26 protein-coding genes are annotated in these 24,634 nt (G+C 64.2%); 17 read left to right on the forward strand and 9 right to left on the reverse strand.

The genetic code is table 11. From position 1 onward, the window contains the following. Positions 1-267: 267 nt before the first annotated feature. Positions 268-1,452, reverse strand: coding sequence for a GNAT family N-acetyltransferase (locus XH92_RS18160; RefSeq protein ID WP_194460425.1), 1,185 nt, complete (start codon positions 1,450-1,452; stop codon positions 268-270). A 182-nt stretch (positions 1,453-1,634) separates the two neighbouring features. Then, positions 1,635-2,288 (reverse strand): TetR/AcrR family transcriptional regulator, encoded by a 654-nt coding sequence (locus XH92_RS18165; protein ID WP_194460426.1) that lies wholly within the window; start codon positions 2,286-2,288, stop codon positions 1,635-1,637. A 244-nt stretch (positions 2,289-2,532) separates the two neighbouring features. On the opposite strand from XH92_RS18165, the gene XH92_RS18170 reads away from it, so the two are divergent. The 5 genes from XH92_RS18170 to XH92_RS18190 all read left to right on the forward strand — a co-directional run bounded on the left by XH92_RS18170 (position 2,533) and on the right by XH92_RS18190 (position 9,056). Continuing rightward, entirely contained in the window at positions 2,533-3,150 is a 618-nt protein-coding gene (locus XH92_RS18170) for a hypothetical protein (RefSeq protein WP_194460427.1), read from the forward strand. 208 nt (positions 3,151-3,358) lie between these two features. Further along, positions 3,359-4,627: an MFS transporter gene (locus XH92_RS18175; RefSeq protein ID WP_194460428.1), complete on the forward strand. Its 1,269-nt coding sequence runs from the start codon at positions 3,359-3,361 to the stop codon at positions 4,625-4,627. 33 nt (positions 4,628-4,660) lie between these two features. After that, positions 4,661-5,947 (forward strand): DUF1254 domain-containing protein, encoded by a 1,287-nt coding sequence (locus XH92_RS18180; protein ID WP_194460429.1) that lies wholly within the window; start codon positions 4,661-4,663, stop codon positions 5,945-5,947. Between the two features lie 62 nt (positions 5,948-6,009). Next, entirely contained in the window at positions 6,010-8,133 is a 2,124-nt protein-coding gene (locus XH92_RS18185; RefSeq protein WP_194460430.1) for a hypothetical protein, read from the forward strand. Between the two features lie 173 nt (positions 8,134-8,306). Next, the gene (locus XH92_RS18190; RefSeq protein WP_194460431.1) at positions 8,307-9,056 is read left to right on the forward strand and encodes an SDR family NAD(P)-dependent oxidoreductase; all 750 of its coding nucleotides are present in this window, start codon (positions 8,307-8,309) and stop codon (positions 9,054-9,056) included. Between the two features lie 32 nt (positions 9,057-9,088). Here the strand turns inward: XH92_RS18190 and XH92_RS18195 are convergent, their stop codons facing one another. Continuing rightward, positions 9,089-9,520 carry a hypothetical protein gene (locus tag XH92_RS18195; protein ID WP_246788476.1) on the reverse strand — a complete coding sequence of 144 codons (432 nt, stop codon included), beginning with the start codon at positions 9,518-9,520 and terminating at the stop codon, positions 9,089-9,091. 181 nt (positions 9,521-9,701) lie between these two features. Here XH92_RS18195 and XH92_RS18200 point away from each other — a divergent pair, with 181 nt between their 5' ends. The 4 genes from XH92_RS18200 to XH92_RS18215 all read left to right on the forward strand — a co-directional run bounded on the left by XH92_RS18200 (position 9,702) and on the right by XH92_RS18215 (position 13,909). Further along, complete coding sequence (locus XH92_RS18200) at positions 9,702-9,929, forward strand: hypothetical protein (protein WP_097676049.1); 228 nt, start codon at positions 9,702-9,704, stop codon at positions 9,927-9,929. Between the two features lie 127 nt (positions 9,930-10,056). Further along, entirely contained in the window at positions 10,057-11,493 is a 1,437-nt protein-coding gene (locus XH92_RS18205) for a caspase family protein (RefSeq protein ID WP_194460433.1), read from the forward strand. Between the two features lie 71 nt (positions 11,494-11,564). Beyond that, positions 11,565-13,589: a pyrroloquinoline quinone-dependent dehydrogenase gene (locus XH92_RS18210; RefSeq protein WP_194460434.1), complete on the forward strand. Its 2,025-nt coding sequence runs from the start codon at positions 11,565-11,567 to the stop codon at positions 13,587-13,589. A gap of 26 nt (positions 13,590-13,615) precedes the next feature. After that, positions 13,616-13,909: an HdeA/HdeB family chaperone gene (locus tag XH92_RS18215; protein WP_194460435.1), complete on the forward strand. Its 294-nt coding sequence runs from the start codon at positions 13,616-13,618 to the stop codon at positions 13,907-13,909. Here the strand turns inward: XH92_RS18215 and XH92_RS18220 are convergent, their stop codons facing one another. Together XH92_RS18220 and XH92_RS18225 are read right to left on the reverse strand one after the other, a co-directional pair. Further along, entirely contained in the window at positions 13,910-14,371 is a 462-nt protein-coding gene (locus XH92_RS18220) for a PaaI family thioesterase (protein ID WP_194460436.1), read from the reverse strand. Between the two features lie 45 nt (positions 14,372-14,416). Beyond that, entirely contained in the window at positions 14,417-15,892 is a 1,476-nt protein-coding gene (locus XH92_RS18225; protein ID WP_194460437.1) for an amidase, read from the reverse strand. Between the two features lie 194 nt (positions 15,893-16,086). Between XH92_RS18225 and XH92_RS18230 the strand changes: the two genes are divergently transcribed. The 3 genes from XH92_RS18230 (at position 16,087) to XH92_RS18240 (ending at position 16,970) form a co-directional block, all read left to right on the forward strand. Next, entirely contained in the window at positions 16,087-16,218 is a 132-nt protein-coding gene (locus tag XH92_RS18230; protein WP_194460438.1) for a peptidylprolyl isomerase, read from the forward strand. A 75-nt stretch (positions 16,219-16,293) separates the two neighbouring features. Beyond that, positions 16,294-16,599 (forward strand): hypothetical protein, encoded by a 306-nt coding sequence (locus tag XH92_RS18235; protein ID WP_194460439.1) that lies wholly within the window; start codon positions 16,294-16,296, stop codon positions 16,597-16,599. Positions 16,600-16,739: 140 nt separating this feature from the next. Next, a complete protein-coding gene (locus XH92_RS18240) occupies positions 16,740-16,970 on the forward strand; it encodes a hypothetical protein (protein WP_166207085.1) in 231 nt (76 codons plus the stop codon). A 13-nt stretch (positions 16,971-16,983) separates the two neighbouring features. Here the strand turns inward: XH92_RS18240 and XH92_RS18245 are convergent, their stop codons facing one another. Continuing rightward, positions 16,984-17,190, reverse strand: coding sequence for a hypothetical protein (locus XH92_RS18245; protein WP_194460440.1), 207 nt, complete (start codon positions 17,188-17,190; stop codon positions 16,984-16,986). Positions 17,191-18,480: 1,290 nt separating this feature from the next. Between XH92_RS18245 and XH92_RS18250 the strand changes: the two genes are divergently transcribed. Continuing rightward, positions 18,481-18,660: a hypothetical protein gene (locus tag XH92_RS18250; protein WP_194460441.1), complete on the forward strand. Its 180-nt coding sequence runs from the start codon at positions 18,481-18,483 to the stop codon at positions 18,658-18,660. A 7-nt stretch (positions 18,661-18,667) separates the two neighbouring features. On the opposite strand, the gene XH92_RS18255 is transcribed toward XH92_RS18250, so the two are convergent. Both XH92_RS18255 and XH92_RS18260 read right to left on the reverse strand, forming a co-directional pair. After that, on the reverse strand, positions 18,668-18,856 hold the full coding sequence (locus XH92_RS18255) for a hypothetical protein (protein WP_194460442.1): 189 nt from the start codon (positions 18,854-18,856) through the stop codon (positions 18,668-18,670). A gap of 231 nt (positions 18,857-19,087) precedes the next feature. Continuing rightward, a complete protein-coding gene (locus XH92_RS18260) occupies positions 19,088-19,288 on the reverse strand; it encodes a hypothetical protein (protein WP_194460443.1) in 201 nt (66 codons plus the stop codon). Between the two features lie 487 nt (positions 19,289-19,775). Between XH92_RS18260 and recA the strand changes: the two genes are divergently transcribed. The 4 genes from recA (at position 19,776) to XH92_RS18280 (ending at position 24,041) form a co-directional block, all read left to right on the forward strand. Next, a complete protein-coding gene (gene recA, locus XH92_RS18265) occupies positions 19,776-20,864 on the forward strand; it encodes a recombinase RecA (protein ID WP_194460444.1) in 1,089 nt (362 codons plus the stop codon). A gap of 100 nt (positions 20,865-20,964) precedes the next feature. Then, positions 20,965-21,939: a hypothetical protein gene (locus XH92_RS18270; RefSeq protein WP_246788477.1), complete on the forward strand. Its 975-nt coding sequence runs from the start codon at positions 20,965-20,967 to the stop codon at positions 21,937-21,939. Between the two features lie 24 nt (positions 21,940-21,963). Further along, positions 21,964-22,953 carry a hypothetical protein gene (locus XH92_RS18275; protein WP_194460445.1) on the forward strand — a complete coding sequence of 330 codons (990 nt, stop codon included), beginning with the start codon at positions 21,964-21,966 and terminating at the stop codon, positions 22,951-22,953. A gap of 161 nt (positions 22,954-23,114) precedes the next feature. Then, the gene (locus XH92_RS18280) at positions 23,115-24,041 is read left to right on the forward strand and encodes a hypothetical protein (protein ID WP_246788478.1); all 927 of its coding nucleotides are present in this window, start codon (positions 23,115-23,117) and stop codon (positions 24,039-24,041) included. 9 nt (positions 24,042-24,050) lie between these two features. On the opposite strand, the gene XH92_RS18285 is transcribed toward XH92_RS18280, so the two are convergent. Next, positions 24,051-24,482: a thioesterase family protein gene (locus XH92_RS18285; protein WP_194460447.1), complete on the reverse strand. Its 432-nt coding sequence runs from the start codon at positions 24,480-24,482 to the stop codon at positions 24,051-24,053. Between the last annotated feature and the right edge of the window lie 152 nt (positions 24,483-24,634).

Consider the following 24,634-nt stretch of genomic DNA (forward strand, 5'->3'; position numbering starts at 1 on the left):
CCGGGCTATTGATGCGATAGCTGCTGTCCGAGGGGCGCGCTGCCAAAAAATCGAAAACAACCCCATGCAAAGTAGCCGGCGACTGCCGGCGTTCGACAAGGCGGCTTGACTCGTCGGGCAACTCAGTCGCATTCTTCCATTATTCCGAAATCGTCATCACCCGCGCATGGCGGAGATCCGGTATTCCGGAGATCGCAGTGCTTGAATCGATAGGTCGCTGCGTACTGGATCGCCCGGTCCGATTGCCCTGCGTGTAAAAGGGCCGTGTTATCCGGGCTTGCCGCGCCGATGGCGGATGAAGCGGACGACGCTGCGCGCGGCCTCGTAGGCCAAATTGTTCAGGGTCAGCGCGGCATGAACAGCGGTGACCAGCGGATCGCGGCGCCGCAGCGGCAGCAGCACATCGCCGATCGAAAAGCGGCCGCGCCAGATCGGGTCGATCATGGGATGGCCCGGCGCCGCGGTGGAATCCGCCGAATTGATCGCGGGATCGGCGCAGAGATGGCGTGTCAGCTCCAGCGTCAGTTGCGCGCCCGGCGAGTGCTTCGCAAAGCGCTCGTCGATGCCGATCTTGAAGAAGAACGCCCGGTCCTGGTGGCGCACCACGATGCCGCCTGCGACCGCCGTGTCGCCCGCATGCAGCGTCACGATCTCGCAGCGGCCGGCTTCGGCCAGCGCCGACGTCGCGCGGCGGATGAAGGCCGCGTCGCCGGCATGCTGGCTGAGCGCGGTGCCGCGCTGGCCCTTCCAGCCACCGGCTTCGAGCGCAAGGAAGGTCTCGAGCGCCGCCGCAACGCCGCGCGGCGTGCATGCGACGTCGAAGCGGACCGCGCCGTGGTCGGACAGGCGATGGCGCTGCCGGCGCAGCTCCTTCAGCTTCTTCGGCCCGAGCGCGTCGCGCAGCAATTCATCGGCGTCGCGCGTCGCATCGAGTTGCGCGCGCTGATAGCCGCTCAGCAGGCGCGGCTGCAAACCATCGCGCGCGAGCACCGCGCGGATCGCCGCCATGGCCGGGCCCTCGAGCGACATGGTGCGCAGGATCAGCGCGTGCGCGCCCGCATCGCGAGCCTGCTGCAGGATCTTGCCGGCGGCCTGCTCGGCGGCGTCGCGATCGAGCAACGGTGTGCACAGCGTGCCATAGGGTTCGGCGCCAACCAGTGCGGGCAGGGGGATCCGGTAGATCTTCCGCATCGGCACGACAGGCAGCAGCCCGATCAATTGCCCGGCATCGCCGGTGGCGCTGAGCAGCGCCGCGCCGGTGCGGCCGCGCGCGGAGGCATCGACCGCCAATTCCCAGTCGGGCTGGTAGTAGCCATTGGGCTCGATCGCGCGCTCGGCTAGCGCCCGCCATGCGCCGATCGGTGCGGCCGACAGCGGCGGCAACGCCCGATCGTCCGTGGCATCCTTGCGCGATGCACGGCGGATCATTGCCTGGTCAGCGATATCGGCCACGTCCCTGTTTCCCCGGTCCGCGAGGCTGATCGGCCTTGCGTTCATCGAGGGCAACGCTAACGGAAAGAAATGGAAAATGCCGTTGAGGCGATCCCGCAATTTGAGCGGTATTGTTAACGGGGCGTTCAGCATACCGCCGCGCCAATCCACGGCACGGCGTTCACACGGCAATCGAACCCGGCCTACGACCGTTCCGCTTCCATCTGCCGCAGGGCAGCCTTCAACAAGAGCGTGAGGCAATCCTTGGCCTCGGCAATGCTTCGGTTCGGATAGGTGCGCAGCGACTGCCACATCTCCCAATCGAGCAGGGTCGCAAGGGCAACCAGCCATTTCTGCCGCGCCTCGGCGGACACCTGCTCGAGTTCGGTGGCGAACCACTGGCCGACCACGTCGCGAAAGGCCTTGCGTACGCGCAGACGATGTTTCTGCAGCAGCGGCGAGGTCTCGATCATCGCATTGGAAGCCCGACGATGCGGTGTCATGCGCTCCAGCGCCTGGGCCCGCATGTCGATGAATTGCGCAACGCGAACCTCAACCGCGCCGTGCAGGACGGATTTCGCAGGCGGTGGCTCGATCGATTCGGGGGGCGTCAGCTCGTCGAGCACCGCCTGCGTGAGCTGTCCCTTCTCCGGGAAATGCAGAAACAGCGTGCGGATCGATACGCCGGCCCGCTCCGCGATCTGTTGCGCCGATGGACGTGCCGAGCCCTCATTCTGAAGCGCGATGCACGCGGAGACGATATTGCCGCGGGTGACCTGCGTGCGCTGCCGCCGGCCGTCGGCCGTCTTGACGGACGACTTGGCGGAAGAGAGGCCTGACGTCGAGCGGGAAACCATGCAATCGCGGTCCTTCAAAGGCTTGATCGTCTCTTAGCAAAATCGATCGCGAGAAAATATTCGCGGCTAGCCAGAGAGCGGATTTTTCCCGCCGCGGCAAGTCCTTCGCCTCCCATGACCGCGATCTGCGGATGCGCTGACGCCGGCTTGACACCGCTGAAGCGGGCAGAATATATTTGCACAAAATTATGCAAATACATTGCCGGACGGAACGCGTTCGGGAGAACTGCCCGGGGAGGAGCCATTGCCGGATACGAATTATCGCGTGCTGCGGTTTGACGAGCTGACCGTTCGGCCCAACCGCGGCGAGGAGATCGCCGCGATGCTCAAGGCCGCCGGCGCGCCATCCCATGCGCAAATGCTCGGCGTCTTCGTGCCGCTGATCGGCGTTTCGAGCAATGTGGTCACTGTCGCCACGAGCTGGACCGGCGAACCCGCGCCGCATGCCTATGAAGGTGCAAACATCGTCAGCGTCCGCAGCCGGCTGTTCGACGTGCCGGCGCGTGGACAGCAGCCATGCTCCGCCGAGGGCATTTACACCCATCGCTGGTTCGTTGTCGCGCCCGACCAGGTTCAGGCGCTGACCGAGATGAGCGTCGAGGCGTGGAGATCGTCGGAAGCCGACACCGCGATGCGCATCGCCGGCTTCTGGCGCTGCCGCGAGCCGAACGCCGAGGGTGAGGCGGTGGTGTTGATGATCGTGAATTATCCCAGTCTCGCAGCATGGGATGAGAGCCGCTACTGGAAGCCGAAACCCGTCCACCAGGCTCAGCCGAACCGCAACGTCTGGGGCGGACTGTTTGCGCGGCGGCGTGAGATCCTGCGCGATTCCTGGGTCACGGTGCACCGGCTGGCAACCTAGCGCGCAAAGCATCACCGGCGGCTTGACATCGTTCAAACCGCAAAATTATAAATGCATAAAAATATGCAATAAGATTTCGGAAGGATCGCGATGTCATTCAGCGGCAACGGGAGATCGCGGATCGGTCCGGCGGTCGTGGTCATCGGGCGCATCGACGGCGCCGGCCGGCCGCGGTCAGCGCGCGTCGCTTGCAACTGACGAGGGCAGCATGGCGCAGCAGATCATGGACCCCGGCTGGAAGGTCGTCGTCGGCTCGGGAATCGGCATTTCATTCGGCGCCGCGCCGATCTTTACCGCGGGCTTCGCGCACCTGACCGGCGCGATGGCGCAGGACTATGGCTGGAGCCAGGCCGAAGTCGCCCGGGCCGCAACCATCGTGCTGTCGTCGACGATGGTCGCATATCTGTTCTGCGCGTGGCCGCTCGATCGTCTGGGATCGCGCAAGTTCGCGCTGATCAGTATTTCCTTGTTCGCCGTGTCGCTCCTCATTCTGAGTCAGGTCGGAAATTCGCTGCTGCAGTTCTATCTCGCCGCTGCCCTGTTCGGCTTTGTCGGCGCGGGTACCAATGTCGTATCCTATGCCAAGGCGATCTCCCGCTGGTTCGATCAGCGGCGCGGCCTGGCGCTCGGTCTCGCTGCGAGCGCGCAGGCCGCCGGCAGCTTCATCGTGCCGCTGGCCGCGCACTGGATCATCGCAGGATATGGCTGGTCGGCCTGCCTCGCGGCATTTGCCGTCTTCGAACTTGTCGTCTGCCTGCCGTTGGTGGCGTGGCTGGTGGTGGACGCTCCGCCTGCCGGCGATTCGGCAACGCAGAATGATGGGCCGCGGCCATCGACTGAGGCCCAGACGGCGGAGGCCGGCATCAGCGCCGCCGAGATCATTGGCACTCCGACCTTCTGGAAGCTCGCGCTCTGCTTCGCCGTGATCGGGATGTCGTTCTATGCGATCGCGCCGAACGTAATATACATCCTCAAGCGCCGCGCAGACGTGACCGCCGCCGATGTCGCCTGGATCCAGGCGGCCGGCGCCGTCGCCGCGCTGTTCGGACGAATTATCGTCGGACATCTGCTCGACCGGCTGCACGCCCGCGTAGTCGGCATCCTCACCGTACTGCTGATGGCGCTGTCCGCGCTGATCAATGCAACCGCGGACGCATTTGCGCCGATGGTGCTCGCCTCGATCCTGATGGGGTTCTCGATCAGCGGGGAGGCGGACCTGATGCCCTATCTGGCCGGGCGCTATTTCGGCACGCGATCGGTCTCGAAAGTCTTCAGCTGGCTGCTGTTTGCGTTCTGCATCGGCGCGGCGATCGGCCCGGTCGCGTTCGTCTGGCTTTCGACATCGAGCGACAGCGTGGTCTTACCGTTGCTGCTGCTGTCGGCCGTGCAGATCGTCCCCGTGATGCTGTTCCTGTCGCTTGGCCGATACCGGACGCCGCCCGAGCGCGTCCAAGGCCTTGCCGTCGCGCTGACATGAGCCGCGATCGATAGCCCCAGCTGGAGAAGAAGAATGACGCTCAGCGATTTGCCACAGACATCTGTATCCGCCGCCGCACCGGCATCCCGGCCGATCCCGCAGGAGGCCAGCCTGTCCGCTGCAGCGGGCGAGGCCTTCGTCTATGCGTTGCCCCTGATCGAGATGGCCGCGGTTCGCCGCAACTCACTTGGCCGCGCCGGGGCGCAGAACACGTTGTCGCATCAGCGCGAACTGATCGATCACAGGGCGCGCTGGGTCACGACGCCGAACAACGACACGCTGTACTCGATCGCATGGCTCGATCTGACGCAGGGCGCGGTTCGGCTGACGATCCCGCCGACGGGGGACCGCTATTTCTCCGCCGCGCTGATGGACATGTACACCAACAACAATGCGGTGCTCGGCACGAGGACGATCGGCAATGCCGGCGCCACGTTCACCATCATCGGACCGGACCAGACCGGCTCGGGCCCCGATGTCGTCCGGGTCGCGACCCCGCATGCGTGGCTGCTGATCAGAACATTGGTCGACGGCGCCGCGGATCTCGTAGCCGCACGCCGGATTCAGGATGGTTTCAAGCTGGAAGGCCCGTCGGGCAGTCCGCCTAATGATTATGCCGAGCGCAACGCGGCCGCGCCGGCGCTGTTCGCCAGCATTCAGAGCTTGATGACGTCGGATCCTCCTCCGGCGACCGATACCGCCATTCTGCGTCGGATCGCAGCCTCGCTCCAGCCGACGGCGCCGGCGGCAGCGGAGGCGATTGCCCACGGTGTCGCCGCAGCGCGAACGGCACTGATGGCCGGCCGCCGGCGAATGGAATTCATCGACGGCTGGAGCTATCCGCGCGCGAACCTCGGCAATTTCGACCAGGATTATCGCTATCGCGCCGCCGTGGCCCTGTGGGGCATCGGAGCGCTGCCGGTCGCCGAGGCGATGTACATGCGCGCCGCGGGAAATCGGGAGAACGGCTTCTTCGACGGCATGGCCGACTATCAGCTTCACTTGCCGGCCAGACTGCCGTTGAACGGCTTCTGGTCGCTGACGATGTACGAAGTCGCCGACGACAATCAGCTGTTCCTCACCGAGAATCCGCTGGGGCGCTACGCCATCGGCGATCGCACCGAGGGGCTGCGGCGCAATCCGGACGGGTCGATCACCATCTGGATCGGTCGCAATGATCCGGGTGGCGATCGAACCGCCAACTGGCTGCCGGCGCCGAAGCGCGGCCCGTTCAGCCTGATCATGCGCTGCTACCTGCCGCGTCAGGAGATGCTGGCGGGCCGCTGGCGCTTGCCTGCGGTCCGGGAAGCCGGAGGCTAGAGCATTCAACGATCCGCGGGGATCGACAGGGCGGATCAACAACAAACGACAAGGGGGCAGGGATGATGCGGAAGGGCGTACTCCCCGGCACGGTCGCCGGGCTGTTCTGCATGCTGGCAGCGGCGCAGGCCGCCGATCAAACGAGCGATACGGCGCGCGAGATACCGAGGAAGGCCGTGACGCTGAAGGCGCCGCCGCCGGCCGAAAAGCCGTTCTTCCTGGTCAACGACAACCGCGTCACCGTCTCGCAGTTTTCGGGAGGCGTTCCCGGCTACGCCAAGAACTCGCAGAGCACGACGCTCGCCTATACGCACTATGACACCTGGGCCTATGGCAGCAACAGCTTCTCGCTGCTGACGTCGAAATACGATCACGGCGCGGCTACCGCGCCATGCCTCGGGTCCGTGCTCGCGCCGACCGGGCTCTGCGCCGGCGGTGTGGCGGCTTCGGCGTCGATCCGCAGCACGTTCGGATGGAACGAGCTGTTCGACACCAATGCGTTCTCCGTCGGTCCGTTGACAAACATCTCGTTCCTCGTCGGCGCGGACGCTTCGCTCTCGAATATCTTCACCGCATCCAGCAACTACGATGTGCTTGCCGGTCTGCAGTTCGGCTTCAGCCTGCCGTACAAGGGCTATTTCAACATCAGTCCGATGTACTTCCAGCGCATGCAGCACGGCGCTCAGCTCATGCCCCCGGCCTTCGGCGGCCCCGTGTCGATGCCGCCGCCTTATCCGGGCCTTCCCGACGGCGTGATGCATTTCACGCCGACCTGGGGATTGGATTTCAACTACTACATGGACCTCGGCTTCCTGCCCGAGACCCTGCAATATTTCTCGATCAGCGGGCGCGCGGCGATCCGCGGCGCGGACGGCAATGGCGGCTACGGTCCTTATCCGAGAAGCCCGTTCAGCAACCGGACTACCGCCTACGCGCTCGAGCCGGTCCGCCTGACGCTCGACGCCGGCAAGCTGTTCTGGGGCGCGAGCTATGCGCACCTCGTCGACGTCTGGGCCGCCTGGCGATATGAAAAGAACATCAGCGGCTATGCCGAGGCCTATGACACGTCCTGCATCACCAAGGGTGTCTACAATGGCAGTTGTTCGAGCAATGGCATCTACTACGGCATGACCGTGAAGCTGGGCGCGCCGGTGCCGGGAACGCCGGCCCTGTCGCCGTTCGGCACGCCGTTCTTCACCAGCGTCGACAACAGCTTCACCTATGGCGTGCTGCCGAGCGCGACCGCGCCCGGCGAAACCGCAAAGACCGTCAAGCAGGTCTACGCTTTCACCCACACCGACAGCTGGGCATACGGCACCAATCGTCTCTATGCCGAGCTGTTGAAGTCCGATCACCGCGATCCGGCGTCGCCCTGTTCGGCGATCTACAACCATCCGGCCTTTGGCGCCACCGCGCCTTGCTCGGGCAACATGGAGATCAACGCCGCGCTGCGCAGCACGATCGGGTTTAACGAGGTGTTCAACACCACGGCGTTCAGGGCAGGGGCGCTGCGCAACGTGTCCTTCGAAATCGGCGCCGACGGGCGGACGACGCTGGGCTATGCGGCGCCCGCCAAGGAGGCGATCGTCGCCGGTCTTCAGTTTGCGTTCGACTTGCCGTTCAAGAGCTACCTGACAATTGCGCCGCTGTATTATCAGGAGTGGAATCATTCGACCTATGCGGTTCCGAACAACGCGGGCAACAGTCCCTATGGCGTCGGATTATACGGCGTGCCGCCCTACAAGGGTCTGATGCCGGCCGGCTTCACCGGGACGGTCGACGGCAATCTGCATTACGATCCGACGTGGGCACTGGAGATCGATTACGGCAGTGCGCTGGACTTCCTGCCGGAAAGCCTGCGCTACTTCTCCTTGAGCGGACATGTCGGCATCTACGGACCGAAGGGCAACGGCGCCTATGGCGGCTACACGCTTCCGTCGAGCTGGAACACCAGGACGGAGATCAATGCCGAGCCGGTCCGGCTGAGCTTTGACGCCAGCAAGGCGCTTTGGGGCGAGAAATACGCACACTTCGTGGAAGCCTTCGTGGCGTACCGTTACTGGCACAACAAGTTCGGCCTGGACGGCAGCAACCCCGCCAACGGCATCTGCTTCTTCGCCAACGGCACGAGCAACAAGAGCTGCACCGAACAGACGGTCTACACGGGAGTAACGGTGAAGTTCTGAGGGCCCTCGTACAGCTTCCTTCGGCAACGGCGCGTGTTCGCACGTACGGACCGCCCGCTGCCCGGATCATATTTGCACCACCGGTGTGCGCAGTTCGGCACTGAGCCGGCAATGCAGGCGCGCCTACCTGCAAGGTGCCCCGACGATCCGGGCGTGCAAACCAGGGAACTGATATGTCGAGATTGGAAGGCAAGGTCGCCGTGATCAGCGGCGGCAACAGCGGCATCGGGCTCGCTATCGCGCAGCGCTTCGTGAAGGAAGGCGCGGATGTATTCATCTTCGGCCGGCGCCAGGACGCGCTCGACAAGGCGGTGAGGCTCATTGGCGGCGACGTCACTGCAATCCAGGCGGACGCGTCCAGACTTCAAGACCTCGACCGCGTCGCCGGGACCGTTCGAAAAGCCAAGGGCAGGGTGGATGTGGTCGTGTCCAACGCCGGCTTCACCGAGCAGGTACCACTGCGCGAGATCACGGAGGAACACTACGACCGCACGTTCAACCTGATGGCCAAGGGACCGCTGTTCCTGGTGCAGAAGATGCTGCCGATGATGGGCGGCGGAGGATCGATCATCCTGGTGTCGTCGGCGATGCACTATATGGGTCTGGCTAACCACTCGACCTATGCCGCGACCAAGGCGGCGGTGCGGTCGTTCGTCCGGACCTGGGCGGCCGAGTTCAAGGACAGCGGCATCCGCGCAAACCTGCTCAGCCCGGGGCCCGTCGACACGCCGATCATGGACTCCCAGGCGTCGACGCCCGAGGAAGCCGCGGCGATCCGCAAGATGTATTCCAACTACACGCCGATGCTGAGGATCGGGCGTCCCGAGGAGTTGGCGGCGGCAGCCGTCTTCCTCGCGTCGGACGAGAGCTCGTTCATGACCGGCTCGGACATGGTCGTCGACGGCGGCGTCAGCAACGTCTGACCACGACCCCAGACGGATTTTCCTGAAATGCCTTATGGCTTGGTGTTCCGTTGCGCTTCCACCGTGACGGAGCTCTCGACCGGTTCGTAGGTCTCGGTCACGCAATTGTCGTCGGCCTCGACCTGCCGGCGATCGAAGACCGCGCCTTCATTGATGAAGACGCGATAGGTCTGCGTCCCGAGCGGCTTGCCGATCACCGACGTCAGTTCGGCGCGCACGCAGGCGGTCCAGCCGGTGCCGCGCGGGTCGTGCAGCGGAGCGGAGACCCGCACATGGGCCGGCTGCGAGCCGGCGGTGAACACCGAGTCGAGCTTGCCGGCTACCAGCCGCTTGACATCCGGAGGCGTCTCGAGCGGCGCCGGCTCGGTGGCCTTGACCTTCAACGCCTCCGGCCATACCGCGTGGCTGTCCGCCAGCCCGCAGCCGCTCAACATGAAGGCGGCGCCGGCCAGCAGCGCCGCCACTTGTACGTGTCCCTGTCCCATTCGACTGATTTAATGTGCCGCCGCCCACATTGCGCCCCCCTGGGGGTGCTGAATTCGCATCGGGCGGCGCTTTGTCGATCAACAAATGTCGAGCGACAAGCTATCCTTGGGGTAGAGGTGTTGCCGGATGTTTCTACGGCTGCGGGGGAGAGAGACTGACATGAAAAGCTTCACGGTTGCTGCCGTTATTCTGGCGCTGATCGCGACACCGACCCTGGCCCAGGGCCGGCGCGGCGGCGGCGGAGACGACAGGAAAACGGAGAAGAAGCCCCAGATCGACGAGAAAGCCTACAAGGCCGCACTCGATCGGATCCCCGAGCCCAAGGAGAAATACGATCCCTGGGGCGTCACCAAGCCGGCCGCCGATCCGGCCAAGAAGCCGAAATAGCCGGTTCACCTGATCGCTGCGACAATTCGGCGTGAGGACCGGCGCCGGCGGCAGCAGATTGCCGCACGCCATGAACCTTCGGCTGACGGCTCTCGACCCACCTCCGATACCATTGCCGGAGGCCGCCATGCTTCGCCGTTCGCTCCTCAGCCTGATCGTTCCGGCTGCGATCCTGTTCGGTGCCGCACCGGCATTGGCGGAAAGCCGTCTGGCGCTGGTGATCGGGCAGTCCGCCTACAAGTCGGTGCCCGCACTGCCCAATCCGGCCAATGACGCCAGGGCCATGTCGCAGATGCTGACCGATGCCGGCTTTGCCGTGACGACGGCATCGGATCTGTCCCAGGATGAGATGCGCGCGAGGATCAGCGACTTTGCCGGCCAGGTGGCGGCGAAGGGCGCCGACAGCGTGGCGCTGGTGTTCTATGCCGGGCATGGCCTGCAGATCGATGGCGAGAACTATCTGGTGCCGGTCGATGTCGATCCGAAGCGCGAGGCCGACATCCCGATCCAGGCGGTGCGCCTCAACGACATCCTGAACACGTTGACCTCGGTGCCGAGCCGGATGCGCATCGTGCTGCTCGACGCATGCCGCAACAATCCCTTCCCGGAGCTCAGCAAGACCGCCGGGCATGGGCTTGCCATCGTCGATGCCAGGATCGGCGCGCCAGGCACCTTCGTCTCGTTCTCGACGTCACCGGGCGCCGAAGCCGAGGACGGCAGCGGCGCCAACAGCCCCTATACGACCGCGCTGCTGGCTTCGGCGAAGGAGCCGGGGATTCCGATCGAGGACACCTTCAAGCGCGTCCGCCTTGCGGTGAACAAGGCGACCGACGGTCGCCAGACGCCGTGGGACTCCTCGTCGCTCACCGACGACTTCCGCTTCATGGCAGGTCCGTCAGCGTCGTCCGCGGCGACGCCGGCGCCGGCCGCGGCCAAGCGCACCGTCGACGAATGGAAGCGCGAATTGCAGGGCAAGCCGATCGAGGCCGCCAACGAGCTGATGGTGGTCGACGGCACCGATGAAGCCTATGAAGCCTTCGCCGCGATCTTCGCCGGCACGCCGCGCGGCTTGCAGGCGCGCGACTGGCTCGACCGGCATCGCCGCATGGTGGCCTGGAACGACGCCATTCTCGCCAATACCGCGGCGGCCTATCGCGGCTTCCTCGTGCTGTACCCCGACAGCGATCTCACGGCTACCGCGCGCAAGATGATCGAGCGGTTGCGCTATCGTCTCGATCTGACACCGGCCGCAGCGCTCAGCGTGCCCGCGACCAACGTCGCGCTGGCGGCGCCGACCTGTCCCTGCAACGCCGCGCCGCCGCCGGACCAGCAGAAGGCGGCAATCGCGCCAGCGAAGAAACGCGCAGACCCCGATCCGCCGCCGCGCCGCGCCGGCAAGCGCCCGCCGCGCGTCGTGGTCGAGGACGACGTGGTGGTGGTGCGCCGGCCGCCTCCGGCGGTGGTCTACGAGCCGGTCGGGCCGCCGATCGGAATCGGGATTGGCATCGGCGGCGGTGGTTATCGCGGGCATTATGGCGGCGGTTATCGCAGGGGTGGATACTGACGCGCCAATCGCGTAAAGGCTTTCCCGCATGAGATGCGGCGTGTGATGATCGCATCTTGCGGGAGGACGCAATGCGGTCGCCGTTTCGCCTGCTTGCCGCGCTGCTGCTGTGTGTGCAGCCGGCGCTCGCCTGGGAGTATTGGGGCGGCGATCGCGGAGGCACGCGCTTCTCGCCGCTGACAGAGATCACAACAGACAATGTCGGCACGCTGGTGCGCGGTTGGGAATTCCGCACCGGCGATCTCGACGCGCGGCCGCCCGAGGTCATGAAGCGCACCAAGTTCGAGGTGACGCCGCTGTTCGTCGAGGACAGCCTGATCTTCTGCACGCCGTTCAACGAGGTGATCGCGCTCGATCCCGGCACCGGTGCGCAGAAATGGCGGTTCGATCCGAAGATCAGCATGGCGCAGCGGCCGGCCAATCGCTTTGTCTGCCGCGGCGTCGCGCACTGGACCGACGATCGCGCGGCCGAGGGCACAGCCTGCAAGTCACGCATCTTCACCGGCACCAATGACACGCGGCTGATCGCGCTCGACGCCAGGACCGGCAAGCCTTGCGCCGATTTCGGCAACAATGGCGAGATCAAGATCGACGCCGGGATGAAGCTGGAGTGGCCGGGCGAGTTTCAGATCACGTCGGCGCCGGTGACGGGCCGCGGCGTGGTCGTGGTCGGATCCGCGATGGGCGACAACCGGCGGGTCGATGCGCCGGTCGGCGCGGTGCGCGCTTTCGATGCGCGGACCGGTCAGCCGCGCTGGACCTTCGATCCGCTGGTGCATGACGGTGTCGAGGCCGGCCACAGCAATGTCTGGGCGCCGATGTCGGTGGACGAGGAGCGGGGTCTGGTGTTCCTGCCGACGACATCGCCCAGTCCCGATTTCTGGGGCGGCAAGCGTCCCGGCAATGACGAGCACGCCAATTCCGTCGTCGCGCTGCGGATCGAGAGCGGCGAGTTCGCCTGGGCGTTCCAGACCGTGCATCACGACGTCTGGGACTATGATCTGCCGGCACAGCCGACGTTGGCGCGGATCGATACCGGTTCGGGCATGCGCGACGTCGTGATCCAGCCGACCAAGCAGGGTTTTGTGTTCGTGCTCGATCGCGACACCGGCAAGCCGGTGTGGCCGGTCGAGGAGCGCGCAGTGCCGCAGAACGGCGCCGAGGGCGAGAAACTGTCGCCGACGCAGCCGTTCCCGACCCATGTGCCGCCGCTGCTGACGCAGCGGATGACGGCCGATGATGTCGGCGGCCTACTGCCAGGTATCGGGAGCGCGGCGTGCGAGAAGCTGCTCGCGCAATCCCGCAATGACGGACTCTACACGCCGCCATCGACGCAAGGCACGATCATCTATCCGATGACCGGCGGCGGCGTGAACTGGGGCAGCGCGGCGTTCGATCCGGTCAATCAGATCCTGTTCGCCAATGTCAGCCACGCGGCGCATGTCATCACACTGATTCCGCGCGACCAGGCCAAGAGCTTCAATCCGCCGCCCGGCCATGATTTCGGCCAGCAGCAGGGCGCGCCGTTTGCGATGTCGCGGGCGCTGGCGAGTACCGAGGTCGGCTCGCCCTGCAACAAGCCGCCGTGGGGCGAGACGGTGGCGGTCGATCTCAAGGCCGGCAAGATCCTCTGGCACGCGGCGGTCGGCACCAGCGAGGATCTCGCGCCGCTCGGCATCGCGCTCAACACCGGCACGCCGCTGCTCAGCGGCGTCGCGATCACCGCGGGCGGATTGGTGTTCACCGGCGCGATGGACGCCTATCTGCGCGCGTTCGATGTCAAGTCGGGCCGGCAATTGTGGCTCGGCCGGCTTCCGGTGCCGGGCGTCGCCAATCCGATGACCTATCTCTGGAAGGGCGAGCAGTATGTCGCGATCGGCGCCGGCGGCCATTCCGAGGGCGGCACATCGATCGGCGACAGCGTGGTGGCATTTCGCCTGCCGCACCAGGGCGAGGGCGTTTCGCTGTGGACGCGCTTGATCGATCGTCCTGGCGGACGGTTTGCCGCCAAGGCACTCGCGGCCGGCGCGGTGCTGATCGTGCTCGTCGCGCTGCTCTGGCGTTGGCGCAGGAGACGACGCGTCAAGGCGGCGTAGTTCGGCGGCGCGCGTCGCGCCGCTGCATGAAGATCACTGCCTCGATCATGCTTGCCGCCGCGCTCGCGCTGTCATCGGCGGCGGCCGACGCCACCGTGCTCGATCTCTCGACCATGACCTGCAAGCAGTTCGTCGAGGGCGGCGACGACACCATCAAGATGGTGCTGGTCTGGATGGACGGCTGGTACAAGGGCGATTCCGACGAGGCGATCATCGACACCGACGTGTTCACCGAGAACGCCAAGAAGTTCGGTACCTATTGCGGAAAGAATCCGACGATCAGCATCGTCAACGCCGCCGAGGCGGTACTCGGCAAGTAATTACCCGGGCAGCATCGCGAATGCGCTCGACACCATCGCCACCGGCTTGTTGTCGGTGGCGGAGGATAGCGTGACACGGCCGAAGCTCATGGTGCGGCCGAGCCGGACCACGCGGGCGTCGGCCAGCACGTCGGAGGCGGTCGCCGCGCGCATGAAATGCGTGGTCTGGTCGACCGTCGTCATCGGACGATAGCCCTTGTTGGCCGCAAGATTCGCCAGCACCATCGCGGTGTCGGCGAACGCCATCAGCGCCTGGCCGCAGACGATGCCGCCCTGGCGGCACAACCGCTCGGAGAACGGCATGCGCAGGATGGCGCCGGGCTGCCAGTCCGTAGCGCCACCCGGCGGCGGCGCGAAGTCGAACTGCTCCAGCGACAGATTGAGATCCTGCACCCACGGTGCAAAGACGTCGCCGAGCACGCGTTTCGCGTCGTCGATCCCGAATTCACCGGCCTGCTGCATGACGTTCCGTTTCCTTCCCTGATATTCTTGCTCGCTCTTATTGCCTTAGTTCCGCGTGACATGCACGGCCGGTGTCTTGCCGTCATTCCACTTGCCGCCGATCGCCCGTTCGATCTGGGCGGCGAGCTGCAGCAAGAGGCCGTCATCGGCTTGCTTGCCGATCGCCTGGATGCCGAGCGGCAGGCCGTGCTCGTTGGTCGCGAGCGGCAGCGAGATCGCCGGGATGCCGCAGAGATTGGCAAGCGGCGTGAAAGCGAAATTGCGCCAGAGATTGCCGAACCAGTCCAGCACCGACGGGTTGTCGCTGATGGTGAGATATTCGGTGGTGCCGACCTTGGGCGTCGGCAGCGCCGTGATCGGCGTCAGGATGATGTCCCAATCCTCGAAGAAGGCGCCAAAGCCGCGCGCCGTGGTGTTGAACACGGCCTGCATGCGGGCGCGGTCGGCGAAGCTGAAGTCGCGGCCGTGCTCCCAGATGCGGATATTGATCGGCTCGATCAGCTCCGCCGGCGGCCGCTCAAGTCCTCGCGCCGCAAGCATGTTGCCGATCACGACGGCGAAATTGCTGATGTAGCAGGTGGTCTGCGCCGCGAAGGCTTCCCGGTAGTCGATCGACGGCAAGGCGTAGTCGACCTGATGGCCGAGGCCCTCGAGGAAGCGTCCGACCCGCTCGAGCTCGGTTGCGATATGCGGCGTCGCGCGATAGTCGCCCCATGTGTGCGACAGCGCGATTTTCAGACGGCCGGGGTCGCGCGTGACCATCGCCGTATAGGGCTCCGGCGGTGTCCAGAACGGCATGAACTCGCCGGGCGCAGGTCCCCGGCAGCTGTCGACGAAGGCGGCTGTGTCGCGCACCGAGCGCGATTGGCAGCCCTGGATCGAGACGAGGCCAGTGAGATCGGACAGATGCGGTGCGAGCGAGAACACGCCGCGTGACACCTTCAGCCCGATATTGCCGTTGACGCCGGCGGGAATCCGGATCGAGCCGCCGCCGTCGGTGGCGTGCGCGATCGGGACGGCGCCGGCGGCGACCATCGCCGCGCTGCCGGCCGACGAGCCGCAGGTGGTGTAGTCGGTGTTCCAGGGATTGCGCGTGACATAGACCGCGGGGTTCTCGGCCGAGCTGCACACCCCGAACTCCGGCGTGGTGGTGCGGCCGATCAGATTGAGACCGGCCTTGCGCAGCTTTGTCGTCAGGAAGGTGTCGGCTGTGGCGCGGTTGCCGCGCATCATCAGCGAGCCCATCTCCTGCAGCCGGCCCTTCAAGGTGGGCCCGAGATCCTTCATCAGGAAGGGCAGGCCGGCGAACGGGCCGTTGAGATCGGCGCCGTCGCGCGCGGGATCGGCGATCACGTCGTCGAACAGCTCGACCACGGCGGAGAGCGCGGGATCGACCCTGGCTATGGCGGCGGCCGCCTGTGCCGCCAGCTCCCGGGGCGTCAGCTCGCCGTTCCGGACGCGCTCGGCGAGCGCCGTTCCGTCATGCCGCGTCCATTCGTCCCAACTCATCGCCAAAGTCATTTCGTCGATTCCTTTTCTGCTTTGTTGCGCAGTGTAGTTTGGGGGGCCGCCCGGTCAAACCATCGCGCGGGCGCTGCGCTCCGGTGCGCGCGCTGCTGTCCGACGCGCTTGCGCGGCGCTGCAAGCGCCGTGCCCGGCTTGAAAATGCCCCAGTTTCGGCGCCCAATTGCCCCTCGTCAGTGGCGGGGGCGTACATGTTCCGCAGTTTGGTATTGCTGGGCGGCGTGATCGCGATCGGACTTGCGCTCAGCGGTTGCACGCGCTGCGGTCCGATCTGGGACGACTGGATGCAGTCGCCGAAATCCTGCAAGTCAGACCATCTCTAGGGCCGGGGCAGGCGCGCTTGGCGGCGGCTTTCTTGCGGTGATATACCGCTGACGAAAATGCAGGGAGCGTTTCTGATGAGAGTTTTGGGCGCAGTTGCGGTTGCAGTGCTGCTGTCGGCACCGGCCTATGCGCAAATGCCGAACGTCAATCTGATGCCTGAGGTCAAGACCAAGACCCAGGAAGAGAAGGATCGGGATGCGGTCAACGACCGGGCCTACAAGGACTCGCTGAGCAAGATTCCGGACGCCAAGGGATCGGCCGATCCCTGGGGCGCGGTGCGCAGCGATGCGCCGAAGGCGGCGGCCCACCCGCCGGCCAAGCCGAAGACCAAGACCGGGAGCTCCGCACAGCCCGGAAGCTCAGCGCCGCGCAGCCAGTAAGCCCGTTCGGGCCGGTTTCCCGCAGACTCGGATTCTCCCGGCGCAGCCCCTATATTGGGGGCGTCGTCAGTTTGAGCGTTTCGAGCGAAGAGAGCGCTTCCGATTCAATCGAAACGGGGCTCTATTCCGGAGTTGCGGCAATGGTGTTTCGTCCGCGCGATCTCGCCAGCCGGATGGCCGAGCGGCGCAAGCCGGATGACGGCTATCTGCGCGAGACCTTCAGCCTGCCGCGCGATCAGGCCCGCCTGCGGGCGCGCGACTTTCTCAAGCGCTACCCGAAGGCCGCCTATATGAGCGCCGTCGAGAGCTGGCGCGAGCTGCCCGGCGGCGACATCGAGTTCACGATGCGGCGGCTGGCAAGCGCGGACTGAAGCTCGCCGCGGCTCAGTCCCGATCGTTGTGTCCGCGGCTCCGTCCCAGCCCGAGATTGTTCAGCTCGCGGTCGATCCGCAGCTGCACGCGGCGGATCGCCAACAGGTCGAGCTTTGCTTCGGTCTTGCCCGTGAAGACCCGATCGCCGATCTGGAAACGCCATTTCCAGACGCCGGCCATGAGCTGCGTGACGCTGAATTCGACGCCCTTGTGAATCATCTGGAGCGGTTCCGCGAATGAAAGGCGGTCGTCGATATTTAAATCAAAGGTTGTACTAATGATTAACACCCGTCAAAGGATGAATTGAACCGTCGCGCCCGTTCGGACGTCGTTGTGGATCCCAAAGTGGATCCGTTCGCCGGCGACGTCGCCTGATCCCGCGGCGCGCAATCGGTGCGCTGGCCGGACAAGCCAATGTTACGAACACTGGCGGAACCCGAGTCTTCCCGTAAACGCTACGTAGTTTTTTGAAACGTCAGGAGGGGTACCAAGGTAGTATGCAGATTGTGCCAGTCATGATCCGGCATCATCAAATCCTTCGGTAACCCATTGAATGTCCGACGCTGTCGGGACGAAGGCGGAACCTTTTGCGCGCGGAACTTTGTTCTGGCCCGGAGAACTACGGATCGCGCCGAGCGCACGGCTCAAACGCTGCGATGATGACCCCGTCATCCGCCCGGTTTCATTCGAGCCGGTGCCCGACAGCACAACGCCGCCCGCTTGAAATGCTTGCGGACGGCGTTGGCCCTAGCCCCAGGATGGTGTGCAAAATCCTGTAGATGGAAGCCTATACAATCTGTGCCACGGGACATGTCCCAAATTGGCTATCACGGCGATCAATCCGGACCGTGTTGCCGCCGTGCTTCACCGATGGCGCTAATTCGGACACTCGGTCTGCTGGATTAGGACATTTGCCGTTTCTCCGTTTGATGCCAGATGTGTCTGTGGGGCCAGCGCCAATGCGGAGTTCCGGCGACGGCGATTCAAATATGTCGGTTTTGTGGGCGAAGTGCCGACCAAGTGACGCACTGTCCAAGGTCCGGACCTGCTCATCTGCGACATTTGCGTGGACGCCTGCATCGACACGTTAGCAGTCAAGGACCACGGCTGGCGTGAATGCCAGATCGACTATCTTTTGAGGCTTCGGCAGCGAGCACCCACAGCCGGGAATTAGGACACCCCGCGCGTTAAGCATTCGGACGGTTTGTTTACCTTTGCTTAATCAAGTTAATTGACTGGCTCACGCTTTGATCCGATCATCGCCTCACTGGGCAGGGCGGTTTCATTAAGGACAATTTTTTAAGGCCCAGAGGGCCAGCCCGATTACCGATAGCGGCGGCTCGGTGACAGCAATGAGAGCGGCCCCAGCATTGCCCTCCAAGGGTGCTGGGGCCGTTTTTTCGGGAATGAGTGGCAATCCGCGCGGAGACGCACGCAGGTAGGAACGAGGCGTGTCCGCTGGCGGTTATCTCTACGTCTGGCGTTCCCGTCGGGTACGTCGGATGACGTATGTTGACTCGGCCCCGGCTTGTGCCCACTCGCTGGGGCCGTTTCTTTGGGGAAAGAAAAAAGCCCGGCTCGCGCCGGGGAACGCTCGACCTCACCACTCAAGAGCAGGCGGACGAGGTCATCAAGATGCTCAGCGCAATGAAGGTTTTTCTCGAGCCGAAGGATGAGGCCGCCAACTGAGGCGGCCTTACTTGCGCACTAGGTTTTCGTCGGCGCGGGCACGTTCCGCAGCTTGGTCAGCCAGTCGGTCATACTCAACGGCAATGCGCAGCATTCGTTGCCTTGACTCCTCATCCCACATTCGTTCGGCTTTGGTGCGGGTTTCTTCGGCCCGCTCTCGCCAGTGTCTCGGGTCGTTGAGATATGAGTCGCCCATCTTCCTCACTCCCGCTATCGCGTTGATAATCAGGAACGAGGGAGCACGGTTCCCGTCATCACATAGGATGGTTAGGCCAGCGCCGAAAATTCAAACTGAGGCATTACCTAAAAGACACAGGCACTCACCACCGTGACGAGTGCCATCGCGCTAAAGATTGCGACGCCAAGACAGATACGCGCGGCCGTCGAATAGGAATCGATTTGTGGCTGGTTGATCATGGCGCATAGCCTAGATCGGCACCCGCAAACCTGGAGATGTCAGCCATTCCGTGAGGCTGGCCGTTATCTCGTCTTGCCGGGCCTTCCTGAGCACAGCCTCTTTCTTGGCCGACGGGGGAAGTGTCTTGGCCTGCGAGCGCAGGCGCATGGCCTCGTCGGCCAGACGTTCTTCTAGTGATTGCGTGTGCTTGAAACGACGCCGCCGCTGCATGGCGTTGCTCCCTGCTAGTGTTTAGGCGGGAGCGCTTCGTTGCGATCTCACCGATAAATACCCAAGACCGTGCGGTGATGGTCCGTTAACGAATCGAAAGGTGCGCAGTTCCTAGCTCTCACCGGAACTCCGTTCACTCACGGAGAACCCCGGGATTGGATCTAAATCCTTTGATCTAGATCAGGGGCAAGAACAGATGGCGTCCAATGGAATTTGATGGGGCCAGAACATCCGATGATCCTCTCGGTAGTCTTACTGAGAACAGCGGCTGACCCTTGGTTGAGACGGGGTTAAGTTCAAACTAGGCCACTCGAATTTCCAAAGTAGGCCACTGGGGGATGGAAACAGGCCATTACCCCCACGTCGGAAAGAACATATTGCGAACATAGAACAAACGTGGTACGAGTTTCCTATCAACAACGCATTCCTTCCGACCTCATCGCGTTTGTCCCGCTAGCGAATCCCCTCCAAAAGGAGCACATCCCAAATGTCCGCCACTGCACTGCGTATCGTCGAAGGATCCTCCATGGACAAGTCCAAGGCCCTCTCAGCCGCGCTCTCCCAGATCGAGCGCCAGTTCGGCAAGGGCTCGGTGATGAAGCTCGGCAAGAACGACCGTTCGATGGATGTCGAGACGGTGTCGTCGGGGTCGCTCGGGCTCGACATCGCGCTCGGCGTCGGCGGCCTGCCGAAGGGACGCATCGTCGAGATCTACGGGCCGGAATCGTCGGGCAAGACCACGCTGGCGTTGCACACGGTGGCGGAGGGCCAGAAGAAGGGCGGCATCTGCGCCTTCATCGACGCCGAACATGCGCTCGATCCGGTCTATGCGCGCAAGCTCGGCGTCAACATCGACGAGCTCCTGATCTCGCAGCCGGACACCGGCGAGCAGGCGCTGGAAATCTGCGACACGCTGGTGCGCTCCGGTGCGGTCGACGTGCTGGTGGTCGACTCGGTCGCGGCGCTGGTGCCGAAGGCCGAGCTCGAGGGCGAGATGGGCGATGCGCTGCCGGGCCTGCAGGCGCGCCTGATGAGCCAGGCGCTGCGCAAGCTCACCGCCTCGATCAACAAGTCGAACACGATGGTGATCTTCATCAACCAGATCCGCATGAAGATCGGCGTGATGTACGGTTCGCCGGAAACCACCACCGGCGGCAATGCGCTGAAATTCTATGCCTCGGTCCGCCTCGACATCCGCCGTATCGGCGCGATCAAGGAGCGCGACGAGGTGGTCGGCAACACCACCCGCGTCAAGGTGGTGAAGAACAAGCTGGCGCCGCCCTTCAAGCAGGTCGAGTTCGACATCATGTACGGCGAGGGCGTCTCCAAGATGGGCGAGATCCTCGACCTCGGCGTCAAGGCCGGCCTCGTCGAGAAGTCCGGCGCCTGGTTCTCCTATGACAGCCAGCGGCTCGGCCAGGGCCGCGAGAACTCGAAGGCGTTCCTGCGCGCGAACCCGGACATCACCACCAAGATCGAAGCCGCGATCCGGCAGAACTCCGGCCTGATCTCCGAGCAGATCCTTGCCGGCACGCCCGAGCGCGACGCCGAGGGTGAGGAGCCGACGGAAGAGTAGGGCTCAATCATTTCGCTGCAAGCGGGCGCTGAGGACGTTGAGTTGCCGACGTCTTCGGCGCCCGTTTCGTTTTGTAGCCGGAGTTCAGTGAGTTGAAGCGGTGAAGCGCCTGATCTTGGGTAATCCATCCGGGCTCGACCTGAAACGCGCAGGTCTGGGCGACGCGGTGCTTCCGCTTTCATTTCGCTTCGCCTGGGGCGTGCTGCCTTTGCCACAGGAGCTGGCGGCCTATTTCAGCGTGCGAGCGGGCCAGAAGCCGGGCAATCATTGGTCGGATTGGATTTCCCCGTCCGCGAAGCGCGCGACTTGGAAGGACCTCGCGTTCAACGACTATTGCCAGTCGTTCGACATCATCGAATTGTGGTTTGACCCTGATCCAAACGATCAGCTGCAGTTGATCTGGGTGCTCGACCAGTTTCATGCTCAGCCGGACATGTTAGCGAAGCTGAAATTGCGTCTCGTCGGCTTCAGCCTGCTGACGATGGACCCGGCATGGCGCGGTTGGAACGAGGTCCCGCTGGCTAACATCCGACCAGTGGATATCGAGACGGCTAGCATGTGCTGGCAAGCCTACCGGGCAACAACTCCGGAGGCGTGCTTCGATGTGGTGCACCGCGATCTGAGTGCGTTTCCATTGCTGAGGCCGGCTCTGCTGGATCTGCTTCGTGAGCTGCCATGGAGCGAGTCGGGACTTGGTGCGACCGAGATGCGGCTGCTCGAGCTGGTCGCGGCAGGATTCCTAGGAACCAGCGCGCTGTTCTACCTCCGCGGCTTTCGCCAGGGTGGCGTCTTCAACGACATGGAAATCGGCAGGCTGCTCGAAGGGCTTGCGCATGGACCGCGGCCGGCGATCGCCGGGCTCGATGATGGCTTGCGTGTCATCGAACCCGAGAATGCACGGGCGCGTCTTGCGGCCTTCCAGCGAAGCCGGTTGTCGGTGACGGAGTTTGGCAAGACGGTGCTCGCCCACAGGGAGGATTTCACCGATCACAATCCCATCGATCGCTGGTGGGGCGGCACGCGCCTGACCAACGACAACCTCTGGCGCTGGAATCCGGCGCTGAGCAGGACGTAGCGTGTAGCCGGAGCTTCGGGCGCCATGACAAGTCTGATCCTCGCGACGAGCGACCTTGCCGGCACGATGCTCCAGCGGGCGGGACGAGCGGACGTCGTCATTGGACTCACGCCGCGCTTTGTTTGCGGAGCCTTGCCGTCTCAAGCCGAGCTCGTGAGCTTGCTGGAACAGCGTTCCGCCAAACGACGCAGCCGCGGCGCGCATTGGCTCGGTCACGTCCAATCGAAATACATTGCCCCAGTGGGCGACAATTCGCTCGGCTTGCTCGAATTCTGTGAGCGCTGCGACAGCATCGAGCTCTGGGCCGATCCTCGGCCGAACGACCAGCTGGTCCTGGCCTGGCTGCTCGACGTCTTGCGTCCACACCGGCATATCCTGTCGAAGCTCGTGGTGGTCCAGACGGACGCCGAGGCCGCCGCACACGGGAGTGCAAGCCTGGCACAATGGCGATTGCCGAAACTCACGGTGACGGATGAGCGTCTGACGCTGGCGAGCCGCGCTTGGCATGCCTACCGCGCGTCCACGCCCGAGTCTTGCTTCGACCTTCTCATGCAGGATCTGTCGGCCATACCGCAGCTCCGTGCGGCCCTCATCGCGCTGCTCGAGGAGCTTCCGGGGCGAGACACCGGTCTCGGCGCGACCGAGCTGCGGATGCTGGATCTCGTCGCCGAAGGCGAGACAAGGCCGAGGGTCCTTTCAAACGAGCTGGACAGGGAGCGCGGCGTGTTCGATTTTCAGGAAACAGAGTTGATCCTGGATGGGCTCGTCTATTGTCGATCGCCGGTTCTGGCCGGATTCCCCGCGGAGATCGAGGTGCCCGACGATCTGAAAGCCCGGGACAGCCGACACCGGGACAGTCGGCTGTCGCTCACCGATTTTGGCCAGGACGTGTCGGATCGCGAGCTCGACTTCAGCCAGTACAACCCGATCCATCGGTGGTGGGGCGGCACCGAATTGACCAATGACCGGCTGTGGCGCTGGGACGCTGAGAGCCGCGCCTTGGTCGCGCCATAGATTTATTCACCGAATTGAAGCCGGAGGCTCGCGAAGTCTCGTTCAGCAAGTTCGATCGATCAATTCCCGTGACCTCGGAATGACCTGTTATGACCCGGCTTATCCTCACATTCACTGATAGCGGCGCTGGCGGCCTGAAGGCCGCGCGGCTTGCTGATTGCGTGATCGGCGTCGAGCTGCGGTTCGCTTGCGGAAGATTGCCGGCGTCAAGCGAGCTCGATGCATTCCTCTCGCCGCGTTCGGTTTCGCACGGGACCGCGGGCCACTGGCTGGACAATCTCACCGGCAGATCGCTTGGGGATGCGCAGCGTCAGGGTCTTGGATTGATCGAATTTTGCGAGCGCTTCGACGCCATCGATCTTTGGGTCGATCCCGATGCGAACTCACAATTGCAATTGATCTGGCTGCTGGATCACTTGCGCCGGTACACGAACGTCACGTCCAGGCTTGCGATACTGCAGACGGATCGCTTGATCGGCGAGCAGCAGCCGGCCGAATTGGCCGCGTGGCAACTGCACCTTGCCCCTGTCCGTGACCATCATCTCCAGACCGCCGGCGACGCGTGGAGGGCTTGGGGCGCATCAACGCCGGAAGCATGGTTCAATCTGTTGAAGCAGGATCTCCGCGCGTTTCCGCAATTGCGGAATTCAGCTATCGCGCTGCTGGAAGAGCTCCCCTCGCGTGGCTCGGGGCTCGGCGCAACGGAAATGCGAATGCTGGAACTGCTGTCAGCGGGGCAGGTCCATCCGTACGATCTGTTTCCCGGGCACGAGAAACCTAACCGTCGACGGACGTTCGGTTATTGGGAGACGGGAGCCCTGCTGGACGGGCTGGCTCACTGTCCGGTGCCTGCCATATCCGGCCTCGAGGAGCGGCCGTTCGATCTCGACATGCACGAAGATCCCGACCGTCACCAACGCTACAGGCGAAGCCGGCTCGCGTTGACCGACCTCGGCCAGGCAATCGTCGCCGGCGCCGGTGACTTCCGCCAGTACAATCCGATCCATCGCTGGTGGGGCGGCACGGAGTTGACCAACGAGACGCTGTGGCGCTGGGACGCCGAGCACCGCGCCCTGGTCACCCCGTAAGGCGTATATCTACGCCAGCGCCTTTTCCCGGCTCGCAATCAGCGCGCGCAAATCTTCCGTCACCGCGACCGATTGATGCGTCTTCTGGTCGGTCGCGACCCAGATGATCTCGCCGGTGGCGCGCAGGTCGTCGGAGCCCTTGGCGAAGATTGCCAGCGCAAGCACGATCGAGGAGCGGCCGATCCGTGCGACCCGCACGCAGACCTCGATGTCCTCGTCGAACCGGATCGGCGCCTTGTATTCGACCACCGACTTCACGGTGTGAAAGTCGATGCCGGTCCGCGCCACCTCGCCGAGATAGTCGTAGCCGAGCGCGCGGAAATACTCTGTTATCGCGGTGTCGAAGTAGGTCAGATAGTGGGCGTTGAACACCACGGCCTGCGCGTCGACCTCGGAATAGCGAACGCGAAACGGGAAATGAAACCAGAATTCCTCGCGCATGAATCCTCCTGCCGCGGCCCTGCTGGCCGTCGCTCACCCGCGGCCAGTGCGGACCATATGATAGCCGGATCCTAGATCGTAGGATGGGTAGAGCGGAGCGAAACCCATCTTTCTCGCGCGTGAGTGGCAGTGATGGGTTTCGCTACGCTCTA

It is taken from the genome of Bradyrhizobium sp. CCBAU 53421 (assembly GCF_015291625.1).
Classification (GTDB): Bacteria; Pseudomonadota; Alphaproteobacteria; order Rhizobiales; family Xanthobacteraceae; genus Bradyrhizobium.

Bases quoted from the DNA above. Each gene is read 5' to 3' on its own strand.
- XH92_RS18175 (WP_194460428.1), top strand. From the start codon at position 3,359: ATGGCGCAGCAGATCATGGACCCCGGCTGGAAGGTCGTCGTCGGCTCG.
- XH92_RS18180 (WP_194460429.1), top strand. From the start codon at position 4,661: ATGACGCTCAGCGATTTGCCACAGACATCTGTATCCGCCGCCGCACCG.
- XH92_RS18220 (WP_194460436.1), bottom strand. From the start codon at position 14,371: ATGCAGCAGGCCGGTGAATTCGGGATCGACGACGCGAAACGCGTGCTC.
- recA (WP_194460444.1), top strand. From the start codon at position 19,776: ATGTCCGCCACTGCACTGCGTATCGTCGAAGGATCCTCCATGGACAAG.
- XH92_RS18200 (WP_097676049.1), top strand. From the start codon at position 9,702: ATGAAAAGCTTCACGGTTGCTGCCGTTATTCTGGCGCTGATCGCGACA.
- XH92_RS18215 (WP_194460435.1), top strand. From the start codon at position 13,616: ATGAAGATCACTGCCTCGATCATGCTTGCCGCCGCGCTCGCGCTGTCA.
- XH92_RS18230 (WP_194460438.1), top strand. From the start codon at position 16,087: ATGTTCCGCAGTTTGGTATTGCTGGGCGGCGTGATCGCGATCGGACTT.
- XH92_RS18250 (WP_194460441.1), top strand. From the start codon at position 18,481: ATGTTGACTCGGCCCCGGCTTGTGCCCACTCGCTGGGGCCGTTTCTTT.
- XH92_RS18235 (WP_194460439.1), top strand. From the start codon at position 16,294: ATGAGAGTTTTGGGCGCAGTTGCGGTTGCAGTGCTGCTGTCGGCACCG.
- XH92_RS18205 (WP_194460433.1), top strand. From the start codon at position 10,057: ATGCTTCGCCGTTCGCTCCTCAGCCTGATCGTTCCGGCTGCGATCCTG.
- XH92_RS18260 (WP_194460443.1), bottom strand. From the start codon at position 19,288: ATGCAGCGGCGGCGTCGTTTCAAGCACACGCAATCACTAGAAGAACGT.
- XH92_RS18285 (WP_194460447.1), bottom strand. From the start codon at position 24,482: ATGCGCGAGGAATTCTGGTTTCATTTCCCGTTTCGCGTTCGCTATTCC.
- XH92_RS18185 (WP_194460430.1), top strand. From the start codon at position 6,010: ATGATGCGGAAGGGCGTACTCCCCGGCACGGTCGCCGGGCTGTTCTGC.
- XH92_RS18240 (WP_166207085.1), top strand. From the start codon at position 16,740: ATGGTGTTTCGTCCGCGCGATCTCGCCAGCCGGATGGCCGAGCGGCGC.
- XH92_RS18225 (WP_194460437.1), bottom strand. From the start codon at position 15,892: ATGACTTTGGCGATGAGTTGGGACGAATGGACGCGGCATGACGGAACG.
- XH92_RS18255 (WP_194460442.1), bottom strand. From the start codon at position 18,856: ATGGGCGACTCATATCTCAACGACCCGAGACACTGGCGAGAGCGGGCC.
- XH92_RS18275 (WP_194460445.1), top strand. From the start codon at position 21,964: ATGACAAGTCTGATCCTCGCGACGAGCGACCTTGCCGGCACGATGCTC.
- XH92_RS18245 (WP_194460440.1), bottom strand. From the start codon at position 17,190: ATGATTCACAAGGGCGTCGAATTCAGCGTCACGCAGCTCATGGCCGGC.
- XH92_RS18210 (WP_194460434.1), top strand. From the start codon at position 11,565: ATGCGGTCGCCGTTTCGCCTGCTTGCCGCGCTGCTGCTGTGTGTGCAG.
- XH92_RS18165 (WP_194460426.1), bottom strand. From the start codon at position 2,288: ATGGTTTCCCGCTCGACGTCAGGCCTCTCTTCCGCCAAGTCGTCCGTC.
- XH92_RS18190 (WP_194460431.1), top strand. From the start codon at position 8,307: ATGTCGAGATTGGAAGGCAAGGTCGCCGTGATCAGCGGCGGCAACAGC.